The 16,691-nt window shown below is 74.3% G+C and carries 19 protein-coding genes; 9 read left to right on the top strand and 10 right to left on the bottom strand.

Annotation, left to right across the window (positions count from 1 at the left end; genetic code table 11):
• Positions 1–5 precede the first annotated feature (5 nt).
• Complete coding sequence (locus ACLBYG_RS13510) at positions 6–953, bottom strand: transporter substrate-binding domain-containing protein (RefSeq protein WP_447681771.1); 948 nt, start codon at positions 951–953, stop codon at positions 6–8.
• 45 nt (positions 954–998) lie between these two features.
• Here ACLBYG_RS13510 and ACLBYG_RS13505 point away from each other — a divergent pair, with 45 nt between their 5' ends.
• The 6 genes from ACLBYG_RS13505 to ACLBYG_RS13480 all read left to right on the top strand — a co-directional run bounded on the left by ACLBYG_RS13505 (position 999) and on the right by ACLBYG_RS13480 (position 6,645).
• Entirely contained in the window at positions 999–2,882 is a 1,884-nt protein-coding gene (locus ACLBYG_RS13505; protein WP_447681770.1) for a glycosyltransferase family 2 protein, read from the top strand.
• Positions 2,883–3,012: 130 nt separating this feature from the next.
• A complete protein-coding gene (locus tag ACLBYG_RS13500) occupies positions 3,013–3,258 on the top strand; it encodes a hypothetical protein (RefSeq protein WP_042672728.1) in 246 nt (81 codons plus the stop codon).
• A gap of 115 nt (positions 3,259–3,373) precedes the next feature.
• On the top strand, positions 3,374–3,610 hold the full coding sequence (locus ACLBYG_RS13495; protein ID WP_056523116.1) for a hypothetical protein: 237 nt from the start codon (positions 3,374–3,376) through the stop codon (positions 3,608–3,610).
• A gap of 85 nt (positions 3,611–3,695) precedes the next feature.
• On the top strand, positions 3,696–4,613 hold the full coding sequence (gene mazG / locus ACLBYG_RS13490) for a nucleoside triphosphate pyrophosphohydrolase (RefSeq protein ID WP_447681769.1): 918 nt from the start codon (positions 3,696–3,698) through the stop codon (positions 4,611–4,613).
• Between the two features lie 178 nt (positions 4,614–4,791).
• On the top strand, positions 4,792–6,225 hold the full coding sequence (locus ACLBYG_RS13485) for a diguanylate cyclase (protein WP_447681768.1): 1,434 nt from the start codon (positions 4,792–4,794) through the stop codon (positions 6,223–6,225).
• Between the two features lie 90 nt (positions 6,226–6,315).
• Positions 6,316–6,645 carry a hypothetical protein gene (locus ACLBYG_RS13480; protein WP_447681767.1) on the top strand — a complete coding sequence of 110 codons (330 nt, stop codon included), beginning with the start codon at positions 6,316–6,318 and terminating at the stop codon, positions 6,643–6,645.
• Positions 6,646–6,714: 69 nt separating this feature from the next.
• Here ACLBYG_RS13480 and ACLBYG_RS13475 read toward each other — a convergent pair whose 3' ends face one another.
• The 6 genes from ACLBYG_RS13475 to pabB all read right to left on the bottom strand — a co-directional run bounded on the left by ACLBYG_RS13475 (position 6,715) and on the right by pabB (position 11,047).
• Entirely contained in the window at positions 6,715–7,260 is a 546-nt protein-coding gene (locus tag ACLBYG_RS13475; protein ID WP_447681766.1) for a YciE/YciF ferroxidase family protein, read from the bottom strand.
• A gap of 116 nt (positions 7,261–7,376) precedes the next feature.
• Complete coding sequence (locus ACLBYG_RS13470) at positions 7,377–7,559, bottom strand: hypothetical protein (RefSeq protein WP_026604943.1); 183 nt, start codon at positions 7,557–7,559, stop codon at positions 7,377–7,379.
• A 126-nt stretch (positions 7,560–7,685) separates the two neighbouring features.
• Positions 7,686–8,216, bottom strand: coding sequence for a DoxX family protein (locus tag ACLBYG_RS13465; protein ID WP_447681765.1), 531 nt, complete (start codon positions 8,214–8,216; stop codon positions 7,686–7,688).
• On the bottom strand, positions 8,213–9,076 hold the full coding sequence (locus ACLBYG_RS13460; protein ID WP_447681764.1) for an aminotransferase class IV: 864 nt from the start codon (positions 9,074–9,076) through the stop codon (positions 8,213–8,215). Before ACLBYG_RS13460 ends, ACLBYG_RS13465 begins: the two co-directional genes overlap by 4 nt.
• Complete coding sequence (locus ACLBYG_RS13455) at positions 9,063–9,677, bottom strand: anthranilate synthase component II (protein ID WP_447681763.1); 615 nt, start codon at positions 9,675–9,677, stop codon at positions 9,063–9,065. Before ACLBYG_RS13455 ends, ACLBYG_RS13460 begins: the two co-directional genes overlap by 14 nt.
• Complete coding sequence (pabB, locus tag ACLBYG_RS13450) at positions 9,674–11,047, bottom strand: aminodeoxychorismate synthase component I (protein WP_447681762.1); 1,374 nt, start codon at positions 11,045–11,047, stop codon at positions 9,674–9,676. The genes ACLBYG_RS13455 and pabB overlap by 4 nt, the downstream gene beginning before the upstream one ends.
• Positions 11,048–11,411: 364 nt before the next feature.
• Here pabB and rimO point away from each other — a divergent pair, with 364 nt between their 5' ends.
• The 3 genes from rimO (at position 11,412) to ACLBYG_RS13435 (ending at position 14,558) form a co-directional block, all read left to right on the top strand.
• A complete protein-coding gene (gene rimO, locus ACLBYG_RS13445) occupies positions 11,412–12,773 on the top strand; it encodes a 30S ribosomal protein S12 methylthiotransferase RimO (protein ID WP_447681809.1) in 1,362 nt (453 codons plus the stop codon).
• Between the two features lie 192 nt (positions 12,774–12,965).
• A complete protein-coding gene (dinB, locus tag ACLBYG_RS13440) occupies positions 12,966–14,048 on the top strand; it encodes a DNA polymerase IV (protein WP_447681761.1) in 1,083 nt (360 codons plus the stop codon).
• Between the two features lie 285 nt (positions 14,049–14,333).
• Entirely contained in the window at positions 14,334–14,558 is a 225-nt protein-coding gene (locus tag ACLBYG_RS13435; RefSeq protein ID WP_447681760.1) for a hypothetical protein, read from the top strand.
• 48 nt (positions 14,559–14,606) lie between these two features.
• Here ACLBYG_RS13435 and ACLBYG_RS13430 read toward each other — a convergent pair whose 3' ends face one another.
• From ACLBYG_RS13430 to ACLBYG_RS13420, 3 genes are all read right to left on the bottom strand, one after another.
• Entirely contained in the window at positions 14,607–14,807 is a 201-nt protein-coding gene (locus ACLBYG_RS13430; RefSeq protein ID WP_447681759.1) for a hypothetical protein, read from the bottom strand.
• A 99-nt stretch (positions 14,808–14,906) separates the two neighbouring features.
• On the bottom strand, positions 14,907–15,533 hold the full coding sequence (pncA, locus tag ACLBYG_RS13425) for a bifunctional nicotinamidase/pyrazinamidase (RefSeq protein WP_447681758.1): 627 nt from the start codon (positions 15,531–15,533) through the stop codon (positions 14,907–14,909).
• A gap of 9 nt (positions 15,534–15,542) precedes the next feature.
• A complete protein-coding gene (locus ACLBYG_RS13420; protein ID WP_020093289.1) occupies positions 15,543–16,520 on the bottom strand; it encodes a quinone oxidoreductase family protein in 978 nt (325 codons plus the stop codon).
• Positions 16,521–16,691: the final 171 nt, after the last annotated feature.

Here is a 16,691-nt window from a genome sequence, read left to right as displayed (position 1 = left end):
CCCTGTCAGAACGGGCTGACGGGGAAGAACCGCAGGTACAGCTCGGTGTACTTGCCGTCGTCCCAGACCCGCTGGAGCGCGTCGTCCAGCGCCCGGGAGAGGGCGGCGTCCTCCTGGCGGGTGATCAGGCCGATCCCCTCCCCGAAATAGCGGTTCTCGAGGTAGTCGCCGCCGGTGAGCGCGCAGCAACTCTCCGCGTCCTGGCCGCCGACGAACAGGGCGAGGTTGAGGCCGTCGGCGAACAGGTAGTCGATCTCGCCGCGCTTGAGCGCGCTCTCGCCCGCCGTGAGATCGGTGAAGTCCTTCGGCACGGCCTTCGGGAAGAACGCCTTGAGGTAGGCCGCGTGGGCGCTGCCGGCGATGACCCCGACGCTGCGGCCGGCGAGCGCCGCCGCGGAGGGGACCGGCAGGCCCTTGTCGGCCCGGGCCGCGAAGCGCGCCGGCCAGCGGAAATACGGCCGCGTCGCCAGGAATCGCGACCGCAGGGACGCGGTCAGCGGGACGGCGGCCGCGACCACGTCGCCCTGCTTGCCGTCGAGGGCGTCGAGCAGGGTGTCGAAGCGGCGCGCCTGCACCGTGCAGGTGATCGTCAGCTTCTCGCAGACCGCCCGGGCGAGCTCGACCACGAAGCCCGTCGGGTTGCCGTCGGGGCCGGCGAAGTGCAGCGGCGGGAACTCGTCGTCCGTGAGGAAGCGGACCGCCCGGCCGGTCTGCGGCGCCTCCACGCGCTCGCCCCGGCTGCGCGAGTTCCAGAAATCCGGGATCGTGACGGCGGGGGTGGCGGTGACGCCCGTGGCCGGCGCGGCCGGGGGCGCCGCGGCGGCGGCCGGCCCCGCGAGGAGCGCCGCGACCGCGGCCGCCGCGATCCGGGATGGGATGGCTGTCCTATCGCCTCTTGACGACGGGGACGGGGCGGTGCTCCTCTCGGAGCGCGGGGGCGGGGACTGGCTCACCCCCCTCCTCTACCACGTCCTCGGGCCGCCGGGGGAGCGCGCGGCGTGTCGTTCCAGCGCCCGCCCGCGGGGCCGGAGGGCCTGCCGCCGGAGATCGCCTTCCTGCTGGACGAGGGCGTCGACGCGCGGCTGCTGGCCCGGGCCGCCGCCGCGGCGACCGCGGCCGGGACCGACGCGGCGACCGCGCTGATGAATGCCGGCCTGATCGCGGAATCGGCCTACTACGCGGCCCTGGCCCGGGCGCTCGGCGCCCCCTACCTCGACGGCCCGATCCCGTTCGGCCTGGGCCTGCGCTTCCCCGACAGCCTCGTGGCCGGCCTCGCGCCGCTGGCGCCGGGCGCGGTGGCGCCCTGGGTCCTGGCGCCCCGCGGGCGGGCGATCGCGGACCTCCTCGACGCCGCCGGCCGCGCCGCTGGCCACGCCGCCGTGCCGGCGATCACCAGCCCTACCCGCCTGCGCGAGGCCGTGTTCGCGTCCGTGCCCGGGCAGGTGGCGGATCACGCGGCGCACGACCTGCGGCGGCACGGCCCCGAGTGGGCGGCCGCCCCCGAGCCGGCCTTCCGCTGGCTGCTGGTCCTCGCCCTCGGCGGGACCGCCGCGCTCTGCCTGTGCGCGGCGCTGCCGGCCCCGCTGGCGCGCGCGGTGATGACGGCCGGGCAGGTCCTGTTCCTGGCCATGGCGACCCTGCGGATCGCGGCCCTCGCCATCGCGGCCCCGGTCGCCGCGGAGGCGGTGGTGCCCCTCGCCGAGGCCGACCTGCCAGTCTACACGATCCTCGTCCCCCTCCACCGCGAGGCGGCGGTGGTGCCGGACCTGCTCAGGGCGCTCTCCGCCCTCGACTATCCGGCCGCCAAGCTCGACATCAAACTGCTGCTCGAGGCGGACGACGCGGAGACCGCCGCGGCCCTCCCCCGCGACACCCTCCCAACCCGGTTCGAGGTGATCACGGTGCCGCCGGGCGGCCCGCGCACCAAGCCGCGGGCGCTCAACGCCGCGCTGCCGCTGGCTCGCGGCACCCTGATCACGGTCTACGACGCCGAGGACGTGCCCGATCCCGGGCAACTGCGGCTGGCGGCCGCCCTGTTCGCGCGCCTGCCCGCGCGGACCGCCTGCCTCCAGGGGCGGCTCGTGATCGACAATGCCGGCGATTCGCGCCTCGCCCGTGCCTTCGCCCTCGAATATGCCGGGCTGTTCGACGTGCTGAACCCGGCCTTCGCCCGCTGCGGCCTGCCGGTCCCGCTGGGCGGCACCTCGATGCACCTGCGCACCGACGTGGTGCGGGCTCTGCACGGCTGGGACGCCCACAACGTCACCGAAGACGCGGATCTCGGCCTGCGCCTCGCGCTGGCGGGCTACACCGTCGGCGACCTTCCCAGCCCCACCTTCGAGGAGGCGCCGGCCCGCCTCGGGCCCTGGCTCGGCCAGCGCACCCGCTGGCTGAAGGGCTTGGTCCAGACGAGCCTCACCCACGGGCGGCACCCGCTGGCCAACGCCCGCAGGCTCGGCGGCCTGGAGACGCTCTGCGCCGCCGCCCTGGTCCCCGGGACGGTGGTCTCTGCGCTCGCCTACCCGGCCTGCCTCGCCGCGGCGGCGTGGTCCTTCCTGGTCCGGGACATCCCGGCCGCCCCCGTCTTCCTGGACAACCTCTCCACGGGGCTCGCCATCACGCTGTTCGGGACGGGGCTTGCCGCCCTGGTCCTGCCCGCCCTCGTCGGCTGCGCCCGGCGCGGGTGGGGGGACCTCGCCCGGTCGGTCCCGTGGATGCCGGTCTACTTCCTGCTGGTCAGCCTCGCCGCGTGGCTGGCGCTGATCGAGCTGGTCCGGGCGCCGCTGCGCTGGAACAAGACCCGGCACGGCCTCGCGCGGACCTCCCGCAGCGGCCGCCGGCGGCGGGCGTACCCTGCGACAGCCTGCGACACCGGGACGTGACCGGGCGGCAGCGGATACGCGTCGGCTTGATCTGGATCAGTCGCGGACCCGCGCCGGGCTGCTAGCTTGGCGAGCCGGCTCCCGCCCGCGCCGCGGGCGACCGGTGACACGCCTCGCGGTGGTCCAAGCGATGCCGGCCTATCACCTCCGACGCACCCTCGAGCACGCGGACGGCCGCTGCGGCCTCGCCTTCGCCAGCGACCGCCTGGAGGCGGACGACGCGGAGGCGGCGATCCGCCGCGCCCGCGACCTGTGCCGGACCGCCGCCAACATGCTCCTGACCGGGGCGGTGCTGACCGATTCCCTCGGCCGGATCCTGTGGTCGTTCACCCTGGCGCTGGCCCGGGAGCCGCTCTGCGTCCGGCCGACGAGCTGAGGCCCCCGGCGGAACCCGCGCGGATCGGCGCGCCGTGCAACGCCCGCGGCCCGCGCGCCGTTGTCCCGCACGGGCGCGGCCCGGAGAGGCCGAGAGCGCTGCCGGGAGAGCTGCCATGAGCACGATCGCGATCCTGATCGGCACGAAGGCGGGGGCGCGCCTCCTGGCCGCCGCCTCCGAGCGGGAGGCGGCCCTCTCGGCCGAGGCCTTCCTGCTGCGCCTGCCCGTCCGCGCCCTCCCGGCGCCGCTCTGGGTGCAGTGCGCCGACCCGGCGGTCAGCGGCCGCCTCACCGGCTACCTGAACGGCCTGCAGGCCGAGCAGGTGCGCGAGCGCGACCCGAGCCGGGTCTGAGGCCCTGCGCTGAGGACCGGCGCTGAGGACCGGCGATCCGCGAGACGCATTTCCCTGCGCCGCGCCATGCTCTAACCCCGTCCGCATGAGCGAGACACGCGACGCGGACCGGTCCAGGGCGAAGGGGGGGCGGGACGCCGATCCCGCCACGGAGGCGCCCCTGGGCCGGCTCCTGCGCCTGATGGCGACCCTGCGCGATCCCGTCGCCGGCTGCCCCTGGGACGTGGCGCAGAGCTTCGCCACCATCGTGCCCTACACGATCGAGGAGGCCTACGAGGTCGCCGACGCGGTGGCGCGGGGCGACCTCCGCGACCTGCGCGACGAGCTCGGCGACCTGCTGCTCCAGGTGGTGTTCCACGCCCGCATGGCCGAGGAGCGGGGCGCCTTCGCGTTCGACGACGTGGCCCGCGCCATCGGCGACAAGCTGATCCGGCGCCATCCCCACGTCTTCACCCCGGACGGCCCGCCCCTGCCCGCCGGCTCGCCCCTGCGCGACCCCGCGGCGGTCGAGGCCCAGTGGGCGGCGATCAAGGCGCAGGAGCGGGCGGCCCGGCAGGCGGAGCGGCGGGACGCGGGGCTCGCGCCGGACCCGGCGCCCGACCCCCTCGGCGGCGTCGCGCGGGCGCTGCCGGCCCTCGCCCGGGCGGAGAAGATCTCCCGGCGGGCGGCCGCCTACGGCTTCGACTGGGACGACGCCGCCCAGGTCGTCGACAAGGTCCGCGAGGAGACCGACGAGGTCGCCGAGGCCCTGGCGGCGGGCGACCCGGAGGCCCTGTCCGAGGAGATCGGCGACCTCCTGTTCTCGGTGGCGAACCTCGCGCGGCACGCCGGGATCGACCCGGAGACGGCCCTGCGCGACGGCACCGCCAAGTTCGAGCGCCGCTTCGCCGCCATGGCGCGCCATCTCGCGGCGTCCGGGGGCGCCCTCGGCCGCTCCGACCTCGCCGCCATGGAGGCGGCGTGGCGGGCGGCCAAGCGCGACGAGGCGGCGGGCGGGGCCTAGCGGCGAGCGTCTCTGGCCGGCGCCCGGCCGTGCGTCAGGAAGGGCACACTTCGTCAAGGTAAAGCGGATATTCGAGGGATGATACCCGCGCGAATATCCGCTCAAGCCTCGCCTCCCGATGCCGCAGACTCCGAGACACACAGAGACGCTCGAGGCGCAGCTGTTCGATCTCGCGCCCGTGTCCCTCTGGTTGCAGGATCTCGGCGCGCTGAAGGCCCGGCTCGACGCGTGGCGGGAGGCCGGCCTGGTCGACCTCCGCGCGTGGCTGCGCGATCCCGGGCACCTGCGGACCTGCCAGAGCCTGATCCGGATCGTCCGGGTCAACCGCAGCACGCTCGCGACCTACGACGCCCGGGACGAGGCCGAGCTGTTCGCCCACATCCCCGCGATCTTCAACGATCCGCGCGCGGACGCCCTGATCGAGGTGCTGTGCCAGCTCTGGGCCGGGGCGACCCAGGTCCGCCTCGTCACGCAGAACCGCACCGTCGCGGGGCGCGTCATCGACGTCAGCTACGCGGGACAGATGCTGCCGGGGCACGAGGCCGACTGGGCGCGCTACCTGATCTCGATTGAGGACATCACGCAGCGCGAGGCGCTGCGGCGGGAGAGCGACGCGGACCGGCGCACCGGAACCCTGTTCCAGCACGCGCCGGTCCCGACCCTGATCCGCGACGAGTCGGAGCTCGCCGCCCGGCTGGCGGCGCTGCGGGCCGACGGGATCACGGACCTCGCCGGCCATCTGGCGGCCCATCCCGGCTGGCTCGCCGAGGCCGAGGCCTCCCGCCGGATCGTCGACGCGAACCGCCCCGCCCTGGCGCTGTTCGGCGTCGACACCCGCGACGCCCTCGCGCGGCACCTGGGCGGCGGGCTGGGCGAGGCGCCGCTGCAGCTCTTCCGCGAGGAGCTGGCCGAGCTCTGGGACGGCGCCGCGCCGCGGAGCCGGGATATCGCGGCCCGCGGCCGCGACGGGCGGGACCTGCACCTCAAGATGCAGCGCTCCCCGGTCCCGTCGGCCGGCGACGGGCGGCGCCTCGTCCAGATCGCCCTCACGGATATCGGCGATAACAAGCGCTCCGAGGCGCGCCTCGAGGTCCTGAGCCTCACCGATCCGCTGACCGGACTGCGCAACCGCCTGGGCTACGCGGCCGAGCTCGACCGGCTCGAGGCCGACCGGACCGTGCCGACCTCCGTGATCGTCGCGGACCTGAACGACCTGAAGGCGACCAACGACGACCGGGGCCACGAGGCCGGCGACGACGTGATCCGCCGGTTCGGGGCCGTCCTGGAGCGCCACAGCCCCGTCACGGCCCGTCCGGCCCGGATCGGCGGCGACGAGTTCGTGATCCTGCTGCCGGGTCTCGATGCCGCGGGCGCCGCCGCGCTGGCCCGGCGGATCTTGGACGGGATCGACGGCGAGAACCGGTCCGGCGCGGCCGTCATCAGCGCCGCTCTCGGCTCGGCCACGTGGCGCGGCGACGGGTCCCTGAAGGCCGCCGTGGCGTGCGCGGATTCCCAGATGTACGCGGCGAAGCGGCGCTACCGCGACGGCACGTGGGACGGCGGGCCACCCGTGCCGGGCACCTCCGTCTTCAGCCAGGCGTCGCTGTGCTGACGACGGCGGGGCCTCGGGCCGGAGATCGCCGCGGCGATCCTCCGCGCGCCCAGGGCTCGACACGTCGCGGCGCGCGGATATGTTCCGCGCATGCGCTTCGCCCTGCCCGCCCTCGCCGTCCTCGCCGTCACCGCCGCCCTGTCCCGGCCGGCCGCGGCCGAGACCATCCTCCAGGAGCGGTTCGGGTGCCACACCCAGGAGGTCACGGACCGCCTGTTCAAGCTGGTCATGGCGGGCGACGAGTCCGGGTTCGGCCAGCTGCTGCAGGGCAGCCTCGCCAGCGGCGAGTGCCGGTCGTTCAAGCCCGGCGAGGAGGTACGGCTCGAGTCCCGGACGATGAGCTACGGCTGCCTCGCCCTGAAGGACACCCAGGATCGCTGCTACTGGACGCCGCTGAGCGCCATCGAGAAGGCGAACTGACGCCGCCGGCCCGGGCCGCGGCGAACCGGCGCCCGGGGGCGCCGGCCCGCCCGCGCGGCCGGAACGCGGTCAGGCGGCCTTCCTGCCCCTGCCCTTCGACGCCTCCGCGTCCGGCTCCGCTCCGCCGGGCTCGCCCGCGGCGTTGATCGACTCCGCGATCTTCGAGAGCAGCGCGTCGGTCCGCTTCTCCTCCTGCAGGGTCTCGTCCAAGAGCTCGGCGGCGTCCGCGTAGCCGAGCTGGGCCGCCCAGGTCTTCAGGGTGCCGTAGCGGGCGATCTCGTAATGCTCCACCGCCTGGGCGCAGGCGGCCAGCACCGCGTCGGCGGCCGGGCTGTCGGCGAAGTCGTCGAGATCCTCCTCCATCTCCGAGACGATGCCCTGCATCGCCTCGCAGGTCTTGGCCCGGGCCGGCTTCCCGATGATCTCGAAGACCTGCGTCAGGCGCTCCACCTGCTGGGCGCTCTCCTCGGCATGGGTCTCGAAGGCCTGGCGCAGCTCGTCGTGCTCCGCCGCCTTGGCGGATTTCTTGAGGGCTTTCACCGACTGCTTCTCGGCGTAGTAGACGTCCTTCAGGGTCTCGTAGAAGGCGTCCTGCAGCGTCTTCTGCTTGGCCATTCGGTCTGTCTCCGCTGGGGTCCGCGCGCCGGGTTCGGCGGCGTCCTCCGGGGAACTCCGGTCCGGCCGGCCGTATCCGGGCGATATCTTCGCCCTGTGGAGGAACCTTTCGGGGCTCAGCCGCCCGCCCCGTCCGGGCGCGGCTTCCGGCTGCCCCGCGGCGCGCCGCCCGGCTTCGGGCGCAGGCGGTCGAGGACCGTTTCCAGGGCGCGCTCCACCGCGTCGCGGTCCGGCACGGTCTCCGGCACCGCGTCCGGCGGAGGCGGGGGCGATCGGCCCGGGTCGCGGCGCTTCGGCATGTCGTCCGCCCGTATCGCCGCCGGGCCGACCGGTCTTCCGGCCCGCGCGGCGGCTTCCGGCCGGTCGATCGGCCAGGATCTTGGGATCAAAGCCTGCCGGGATCCGGGGATCCCGGGATCCTGTGATCAAGGTTCGCGGATGGTTGCCGGCGCGTCGGGAGCCGGACCTTTCGGCGGCCGTGCCGGATCACCGGAGATCCCGGTCGCGGCCTCGGCGGATCTGCGGCGGCCGCCGAACGGCCAGTCGATCAGGCCGCCGGCCCAGAGCGCCGCCCAGACGAAGACCGGCTGAAACGCGAGCCGCGGCCCGTGGTACCACCAGGAATCCGGGATGCCCTCGACGTGGACGTGCTCGAACGCGTGCTTGAGGTTCGCCGGGTAGACGCAGACCGCGTAGAGGGCGAGGCCGAGCGCGGCCGCCCGGCGGACCCGCCCGGTGAGGAGGCCGACCGCGCCGGCGATCTCGCACAGGCCGGTCGCCAGGATGACGAGCCGCGGCTGCGGCACCCAGTCGGGCATGAGCGGCAGCATCGCGTCGGTCGCCACGAGGTGGACCACGCCGATGAACCCGTAGATCGCCGCGAGCGCGTAGCGCAGCCGGCGCCGCCAAGTCTCGATTGCCCCCTCGGTTGCCCCCTCGATCGCTCCCTCGGTCACGCGACCGCGTCCTCCGTGACGCCGCAGGCCTGCGCCACGCGGGCGCGCAGGGCCGCCACGAGGCGGGTCACCGCCGGATGGCCGGCGCCCGGGCCGGCGCTCGGGAAGGCCGTGTCGCCGACGGCCGTCACGGGGGCCAGGAGCCGCAGGGAGTTGGTCAGGAACACGGCCTCCGCGCCGAGGAGATCGGGCAGGCCGAGCGACTGTTCCTCGGCCCGCAGCCCGCATCCGGCGGCGAGACCCAGCACCTCCGCCCGCACGATGCCGGCGAGCACGCCGTCCCCGAGCGGAGGCGTCACCAGATTGGCGCCGAACAGGGCGAAGAGATTGCCGGTGCCCGCGCAGGCGACACGGCCCCGGGTGTTGCGGAACAGCGCCTCGTCGAACCCCGCGGCGGCGGCCTCGCGGGCGGCCAGCACCGCGTCGAGATAGCCCAGCGTCTTCAGGCGGGCGGCGGGGGAGGTGTCGTTGCGGGCGATGGCCGTCGGCCACAGGCGCAGGGGCGCGAAGGACGCGGTCCTGGCGCTCGCGGCCGCGGTGGCGAACAGGGTCGGGTTCGGCGCGTCCGGCGGCCTCAGGCCGCGCGGGCCGGAGCCGCGCGTCAGCGTGGTCCGGATCGCGAGCCGCTCCCCCTGACCCGCGAGGTCCCGCATGGCCGCACGGATCCGCTCGGGTTCGGCGGGGATCCCCAGCGTCTCCGCGGAGGCCACGAGCCGGGCGATATGGGCGTCCTCGAAGGCGACGCGGCCGCCGAGCGCCAGTGCGGTGTCGAACAGGCCGTCGCCGAGCGTCAGGCCGCGGTCGGTGTGGTCGAGCGGAGCCGTGGTTCCGGGCAGAAGCGCCCCGTCACGCCACAGCATCGCGGCGCCCCTCCGGCCTCTCCCGCCACGCGCGGGCGAGATCCAGGAAATTGGCGAACAGGGCGTGGCCGCCCTCGGTCAGGACCGATTCCGGGTGGAACTGGATGCCGTAGGTCGGGTGGGTCCGGTGCGACAGCGCCATCACCTCCCCCTCCTGCGAGACCGCGTCGACCGAGAGGTGTCTTTCCATGTCGGGACCGGGATTCACGACCAGCGAGTGGTAGCGCCCGACCGGCATCGGCGCCGGGATTCCGGAAAACAGGCGCTCGCCGGTATGGGCGATCGGCGTCATCTGCCCGTGGAGGGGGCGCTGTGCCCGCCCGACCGTGCCGCCGAAGGCCGCGCCGATCGCCTGATGGCCGAGGCAGACGCCGAGGATCGGCACCGCGCCCGACAGGTCGCGGACCGCCGGCAGGGAGATCCCGGCCTCCGCGGGGGTGCAGGGCCCGGGCGAGACCACCAGGGCCTCCGGCTCCAGCGCCCGGATGCCGGGGACGTCCAGCGCGTCGTTGCGCACGACCCGGACCGTCTCGCCGAGCTCCTCCAGGTAGCGGACGACGTTGAAGACGAACGAGTCGTAATTGTCGAGGACGAGGATCATGCGAAGGCCTCGAACACGCGGGCGGCCTTGGCCAGGGTCTCGTCGTATTCCGGGCCGGGCTCCGACAGCAGCGTCACCCCGCCCCCGGCCTGCAGGACCGCCTGCCGGTCGTCCATGAACACGGTGCGGATCGCGATCGACGTGTCGAGCGCCCCGTCGAAGCCGATCCGGCCGATGGCGCCGCAGTAGAGTTCCCGCGCGTCACCCTCGATCTCCGTGATGATGTCCATGGCGCGGATCTTCGGCGCGCCCGTGATCGAGCCGCCCGGGAAGGTCCCTTCCAGGAGGTCGAGGGCGTCGAGCCCGTCGCGGAGGTCGCCGGTCACCACCGACACCAGATGGTGGACGTTGGCGTAGGTCTCCAGGCCGCACAGGGTCGGCACGGCGACGGTGCCCGGCCGGCAGACCCGCGACAGGTCGTTGCGCAGCAGGTCGACGATCATGACGTTCTCGGCCCGCTCCTTGACGCTGGCCTGGAGCGCCTCGGCCGCCGCCCGGTCGGCCGCCGGGTCGTCGAGGCGGCGGGCGGTGCCCTTGATCGGGCGCGTCTCCACGTGCCGCCCGTCGAGGCGGATGAACCGCTCCGGCGAGGACGAGGCGACGGTCAGGCCCTCCTGTTCCAGGTAGGCCCCGAAGGTCGCCGGATTGGTCTCGCGCAGCCGCCGGTAGAGGGCGAACGGGTCGAAGCCGGCCGGCAGGTCGGCGACGAAGCGCTGGGCGATGTTGGCTTGGTAGATGTCGCCGGCTCGGATGTAGGCGCGGACCTTTTCGACTGCTTCCTCATAGCTTTGGCGGTCGAAGTTCGAGCGCCACGCGAGCGGCTGGGCCGGCCGGGCGGGGGCCGGGACCGGCGGCTCCGCGCCGCCGAGCAGGTCGGCGAAGCGGGCGAGCCGCGCCTCCGCGCGGGCCCGCCGCGCGTCCGGCGCAGTCTCGGGGAAACCCGTGGCGACGAGCCTGCCCGTGCCGGCGGCGTGGTCGACGACCAGCGCGGTGTCGTAGAGGTTCAGCGCGATGTCGTCGGTGAGCCCCGCCCGCCGGGCGGGCGGCGCCACCCGCTCCAGCGCCGCGCCGAGGTCGTAGGCGAGGTACCCGATCGCCCCGCCGGGGAACGGCTCCGGCCCGGCCTCGAGCCGGTAGGGTTCGAGGCAGGCCCGGAGCGCGACCATCGGGCCGCCCGCCACCGGCCTCCCGTCGAGGGTCGCGCGCCCGTCGCGGTAGCGGAACCGCGCGAACGGGTCGGCGGCCACGATCGAGTGCCGCCCCAGCGGGTCGTGCCGCATGGCGCTGTCGAGGAAGGCGAGCCCGGGCAGGGCGCGCAGCCGCGCCGCCGCCGCGACGGGATCGATGAAGGGGATCTCTCGGGTCCACATGACCGGGTTCGGGGCCGCCATCCTCGAGCTGTGCGTCGTGCGCTGCCGTCGCACAGGCGATGCCGCGGGGGAAGCGGCAGTTCCACGCAGGCCCCGCCGCCGCGCGCGGGCGGGCCGTGTCCGGGGCGCAGGGCCGCGCCGCCTAATCCTGATGTGGGGTCTGAGGAGGCCGCCGTAAAGCTCTGCCGTAACGATAGGATCTGCGCCTAGGCTCAGGCTCGCGCGCAGGGCCGGGCACCCCTGCGGCGGCCGGCCTCGCGCGGAGGCGCGGGAGCCTGTATAGGTGCCCGACCCCGAATTCCTGGTCCCGCGCGCCGGGCGGCCGATCGCCGGCCGCCCGGCCGGACCGTCCGATCCGAATGCCATGACCGCCACGCCCGCTCCCCGCGGCCCCGCTCCCGGCGCCGCCCCCAAGATCACGGCTCCCAAGATCTCGTTCGTCTCGCTGGGCTGCCCGAAGGCGCTGGTCGATTCCGAGCGGATCCTCACCCACCTGCGCGCCGAGGGCTACGAGCTGGCCCGGCGGCACGACGGCGCCGACGTGGTGATCGTCAACACCTGCGGCTTCCTCGATTCCGCCAAGGCGGAGTCGCTCTCGGCCATCGGCGAGGCCATGGCGGAGAACGGCCGCGTCATCGTCACCGGCTGCATGGGCGCGCAGCCGGAGGAGATCCGCGAGAAGTACCCCGACCTCCTGGCGGTGACCGGGCCCCAGGCCTACGAGTCGGTGGTGGCGGCCGTCCACGAGGCGGTGCCGCCGGCCCACGACCCGTTCCTCGACCTCGTGCCGCCGCAGGGGATCAAGCTCACCCCGCGCCACTACGCCTACCTGAAGATCTCGGAGGGGTGCAGCAACCGCTGCAGCTTCTGCATCATCCCGAGCTTGCGCGGGAACCTCGTCAGCCGCCCCGCCGCCGACGTGCTGCGCGAGGCCGAGAAGCTGGTGAAGGCCGGCGTGAAGGAGCTGCTGGTCGTCAGCCAGGACACCAGCGCCTACGGCGTCGACATCCGCTACAGTGAGAGCCCGTGGCGCGACCGGCAGGTCCGCGCCAAGTTCTACGACCTCACCAAGGAACTCGGCGAGCTCGGCGCCTGGGTGCGGTTGCACTACGTCTACCCCTACCCGCACGTGGACGAGGTCATCCCGCTGATGGCCGAGGGCAAGGTGCTCCCCTACCTCGACATGCCGCTCCAGCACGCGAGCCCCTCCGTGCTCAAGCGCATGCGCCGCCCCGGCAACCAGGAGCGCCAGCTCGACCGGATCCGCAACTGGCGGCAGATCTGCCCGGACCTCGCGATCCGCTCGACCTTCATCGTCGGCTTCCCCGGCGAGACCGAGGCCGAGTTCGAGGAGCTGCTCGCTTGGCTGCAGGAGGCCAAGCTCGATCGGGTCGGCTGCTTCGAGTACGAGCCGGTGGCCGGCGCCACCGCCAACGCGCTGGGCGACCTCGTGCCGCCGGCGGTGAAGGCCGAGCGCAAGCGCCGGTTCATGGAGGCCCAGAACGGCATCGCGCTCCGGCTGCAGCGGGCCAAGGTCGGCAAGCGGCTGCCCGTCATCGTCGATTCCGTCGAGGGCGGGGTGGCGCGGGGCCGGTCCAAGGCCGACGCGCCGGAGATCGACGGCAATGTCCACGCCGCGTTCCGGCGCCCGGTGCGGGTCGGCGACATCGTCACGGTGAAGATCGACCGGGCCGAGGCCTACGACCTCTACGGCAGCGTCGCCTGACGGCAGACCCCGTCTTTGCGAGCGCAGCGAAGCAATCCAGGGATGCGCTGCGCTCGGGGACGTCGCGCTGCGCTCGCGATGACGGGCGCGGACCGGACTCCTGTTGACGCCGCGTCCGGCGCGGCTTGACCCCGCCCGCCCCGCGCGGTCTTTCGGAACAGATCAGGAACTTGGTCGGGACCCGAGGCGGCGATGGATCCGGAGGTCGCGCTCCGAAAGATCATCCACATCGACATGGACGCGTTCTACGCCTCCGTGGAGCAGCGCGACGACCCGTCGCTGCGCGGCCGGCCGCTGGCGGTCGGCGGCTCCCGGGAGCGCGGGGTGGTGGCCGCTGCGAGCTACGAGGCCCGAAAATTCGGTGTCCGCTCCGCCATGCCGTCGGCCACCGCGCGGCGGCTGTGCCCGGACCTGCTGTTCGTGAAGCCGCGCTTCGAGGTCTACCGGGCGGTCTCCGAGGAGATCCGGGCGGTCTTCGCCCGGCACACGGCCATCATCGAGCCGGTGGCCCTCGACGAGGCCTATCTCGACGTCACCGAGAACCTCCTGGGCCTCCCGACGGCGACGGCCGTGGCGAAGGCGATCCGGGCCGAGATCCTGGAACGGACCGGGCTCGTCGCCTCGGCCGGGGTCTCGTACAACAAGTTCCTCGCCAAGGTGGCGTCCGACCACCGCAAGCCCGACGCCCTGTTCGTCATCACCCCCGCCATGGGGCCGGACTTCGTGGCCGCGCTGCCGATCGGCCGGTTCCACGGCGTCGGCCCGGTCACCGAGGCGAAGATGAAGCGGCTCGGGATCGAGACCGGGGCGGATCTGCGCGCCTGGACGCCGGAGCGCCTGCGCGAGACCTTCGGCTCCGCGGGCGCCTACTACCACGCGGTCGCCCGGGGCATCGACGCGCGGCCGGTGCGCGCCCACCGGGTGCGCAAGTCGATCGGCGCCGAGACCACCTTCTCGGACGACACCGCCGCCTTCGAGGTCCTGGCCGCCCGGCTGGCGCCGCTGTTCGACAAGGTCTGGGCGGGCGCCGACGCCAAGGGCATGCGCGCCCGGACCGTGACCCTGAAGCTCAAGTTCTCGGATTTCGCGCAGGTCACCCGGGCGAAGTCCCTCGCTGTGCCGGTGGCCGACCGGGCCGCCCTGGAGCGGATCGGCCTCGACCTGCTCGCCGGCCTGTTCCCCCTGCGCCGCAGCGCGCGGCTGATCGGGGTGTCGCTGTCGGGCTTCGCGCAGGACGCGCCCGAGGCGCCGCTCCAGCTCGGGCTGGCGCTCTGACACGGCCTCCGGGGCAGGCCCACGCTCCGTCATCACGGGCGCAGCGAAGTGGCCCCGGGCAGCAGGACATCGGTCAGCGTGGCGCTGGCTCTGGATCGCCTCGCTCCACTCGCAACGACGACGGTTGGGAAGCGATCAACCGGAAAGCGATAGAGCCGCCGCCGTCATGCACGACACGGCGCCTGTGCGGTTCCGCACGTCGGGAAGGCCGGGTCGATCGCAGGGCGGAGCGATCCGGTCCGGATCAGGGTTTCTCGAGCCCGCGCGAACACGAGGACCCTGTCGATGCCGAAGCATGCCCGCTTGGCCCTGGCCGCCGCGCTTCTATCGGTCCTCGCGGCGGGCGCCGCCCGCGCGGACGGCACATCCGCTTTCGGGGCCGCCAACGCGGCCCAGCTCCGGGGCTACACCGCGAGCCCGGCCCAGGTCTACGTTCCGGCAGGCGGCCCGAGCGCCAGGCCCGCGGCCCCCGCACCGCAGCGGCCGAAGGCGCCGGCGCGCAGTCGCTGAGATCGACCCGGGCCGCACCGGCCCGGGCATCCGGTCACGTGTTCTCGGTCACGCGTTCTTGCGCGGCCGGTGGTCCGGGTCGACGCCGCCGTCGAGCTTCGTCTCGTTGTCGACGTCGCCCTCGAAGGTCGAATCCGCCTGCAGATCCGCGGGGTCGGTGCCGCTCATCCCCTTCGAGGTGCCGATCCCGGGATTGCCCTTGAGGTCGGCGTCCGTGGGCGTGTCGGTCTTCGGGTGCTTGGATGACATGCAGGCTCCTGTCGGATGCTGATGTCGGGCCAACGCGTCGGCGCGGGGCCGGTCTCCCGCGCGGCGTGCGGCGGTTCGCCTCCCGGTCCCCGCACGCCCTCAGCCGATCTCCGCCGCCGCGATCCGGCGGACGCCCGCCGCCTCCATCCGCGCCCAGGCCCGCGCGAGCGACCCGTCCACGTCGATCCCGCGCACCGCGTCCGCCACCACGAGGACGTCGAACCCCGCGTCGCGCGCGTCGAGCGCGCTCCAGGCGACGCAGAAATCGGTGGCGAGGCCGCACACCGCGACCCGGGTGATGCCGCGCTCCCGGAGCGCCCCGGCGAGGCCGGTGCGCGTGGCCCGGTCGGCTTCCAGGAAAGCCGAGTAGCTGTCGACCCGCGGATCCAGCCCCTTGCGCACCACCAGGCTCGCCCGGTCGGTGGCGAGGTCCGGCGCGAAGGCGGCCCCGGGGCTGCCCTGGACGCAGTGGCGCGGCCACAGCACCTGCGGCCCGTAGGGCAGCGCCACGGTCTCGAACGGGGCCCGCCCCGGATGGGTCTCGGCGAAGGAAACGTGATCGGCCGGATGCCAGTCCTGCATCAGCACCACGTGCCGGAAGCGGTGCTGGAGGTCGTTGATCGGGCCGATCACCGCGTCGCCCCCCGGGACGGGGAGCGCCCCGCCCGGCAGGAAGTCGACCTGCACGTCGACGACGAGGAGCAGGTCGGCGTTGCCGGGCGTCACGGTCGGTCCCTACGGCAGCATCACGATCGAGCCGGTGGTCTCCCGGCCCGCGAGGTCGCGGTGCACCTGCTGCGCCTCGGCCAGCGGGTAGGTGGCGTTGACCGCGATCTTCACCGCGCCGTCGCGGACCACCTTGAACAGGCGGGCGGCCGCCTCCTCCAGGGTGGCGCGGTTCGACGAGAAGGTCGCGAGCGTCGGGCGCGTCACGTAGAGCGAGCCGCGCGGGGCCAGCAGGCCGAGGTCGAGCCCGGTGATCGCCCCGGAGGCCGAGCCGAAGCTCGCCAGCAGGCCGAGCGGCGCGAGGCTGTCCAGGGAGCCCATCAGGGTCGCCTGCCCGACGCCGTCGTAGACCACCGGCACGCCCTTGCCGCCGGTGATCTCGCGCACGCGCTTGGCCACGTCCTCCTCGCGGTAGAGGATGACGTGGTCGCAGCCGTTCTGCTTGGCGAGCTCCGCCTTCTCGGGGCTGCCGGCGGTGCCGATCACGGTGGCGCCGAGGTGCTTGGCCCACTGGCACGCGATCAGGCCGACGCCGCCGGCGGCGGCCTGCCACAGGATCGTGTCGCCGGGCTTCACCGCGTAGGTCCGGTGCAGCAGGTACTCGACGGTCAGGCCCTTGAGCATCATGGCGGCGGCGGTCTTCTCGTCGACCCCGTCGGGGATCGGCACGGCCGCCGAGGCCGGGATCACCGGCTCCTCGGCGTAGCAGCCGTCCGCCACCGAGCCGTAGGCGACCCGGTCGCCGGCCTTGAACTGGGTCACGCCCTCGCCCACCGCCGTGACGGTGCCGGCGCCCTCCTTGCCGGGGGTGTAGGGCATGTGCGGGGACTTGTAGGCGCCGGTGCGGAAGTAGATGTCGATGAAGTTGACGCCGATGGCGGCCTGCCTGACCCGGATCTGCCCGGGGCCCGGCTCGGCCAGGGGCACGTCCTCGAAGCGCATCACCTCGGGACCGCCGTACTCGTAGACCCGGATCGCCTTCGGCATCGTTGGACTCCCGCTCGCCGCCCCGTCCGGGGCGTTGCAGCCCGAGATAACGGACCGCCCGCCGGAGGCAATTCGTTTTTGGCCTCTCGCGCCCCGGTTGTAACCCGCCCGGCCGCGGTCCCGTTCTGGATCCGCCGGACCCAGACGCCTATCTAGGCCCTGCCAGTCCCT

The sequence above is a fragment of the Methylobacterium sp. D53M genome (assembly GCF_053345625.1).
Note: the sequence above shows the minus strand (reverse complement) of the source record. Positions and strands in the feature narration are given on the sequence as shown.

Excerpts from the sequence above, each read along its gene's own strand:
- ACLBYG_RS13500 (WP_042672728.1), top strand. The coding sequence starts at position 3,013 with ATGCCGGCCTATCACCTCCGACGCACCCTCGAGCACGCGGACGGCCGC.
- ACLBYG_RS13495 (WP_056523116.1), top strand. The coding sequence starts at position 3,374 with ATGAGCACGATCGCGATCCTGATCGGCACGAAGGCGGGGGCGCGCCTC.
- mazG (WP_447681769.1), top strand. The coding sequence starts at position 3,696 with ATGAGCGAGACACGCGACGCGGACCGGTCCAGGGCGAAGGGGGGGCGG.
- ACLBYG_RS13480 (WP_447681767.1), top strand. The coding sequence starts at position 6,316 with ATGCGCTTCGCCCTGCCCGCCCTCGCCGTCCTCGCCGTCACCGCCGCC.
- ACLBYG_RS13475 (WP_447681766.1), bottom strand. The coding sequence starts at position 7,260 with ATGGCCAAGCAGAAGACGCTGCAGGACGCCTTCTACGAGACCCTGAAG.
- ACLBYG_RS13470 (WP_026604943.1), bottom strand. The coding sequence starts at position 7,559 with ATGCCGAAGCGCCGCGACCCGGGCCGATCGCCCCCGCCTCCGCCGGAC.
- ACLBYG_RS13460 (WP_447681764.1), bottom strand. The coding sequence starts at position 9,076 with ATGCTGTGGCGTGACGGGGCGCTTCTGCCCGGAACCACGGCTCCGCTC.
- ACLBYG_RS13455 (WP_447681763.1), bottom strand. The coding sequence starts at position 9,677 with ATGATCCTCGTCCTCGACAATTACGACTCGTTCGTCTTCAACGTCGTC.
- pabB (WP_447681762.1), bottom strand. The coding sequence starts at position 11,047 with ATGTGGACCCGAGAGATCCCCTTCATCGATCCCGTCGCGGCGGCGGCG.
- rimO (WP_447681809.1), top strand. The coding sequence starts at position 11,412 with ATGACCGCCACGCCCGCTCCCCGCGGCCCCGCTCCCGGCGCCGCCCCC.
- dinB (WP_447681761.1), top strand. The coding sequence starts at position 12,966 with ATGGATCCGGAGGTCGCGCTCCGAAAGATCATCCACATCGACATGGAC.
- ACLBYG_RS13435 (WP_447681760.1), top strand. The coding sequence starts at position 14,334 with ATGCCGAAGCATGCCCGCTTGGCCCTGGCCGCCGCGCTTCTATCGGTC.
- ACLBYG_RS13430 (WP_447681759.1), bottom strand. The coding sequence starts at position 14,807 with ATGTCATCCAAGCACCCGAAGACCGACACGCCCACGGACGCCGACCTC.
- ACLBYG_RS13420 (WP_020093289.1), bottom strand. The coding sequence starts at position 16,520 with ATGCCGAAGGCGATCCGGGTCTACGAGTACGGCGGTCCCGAGGTGATG.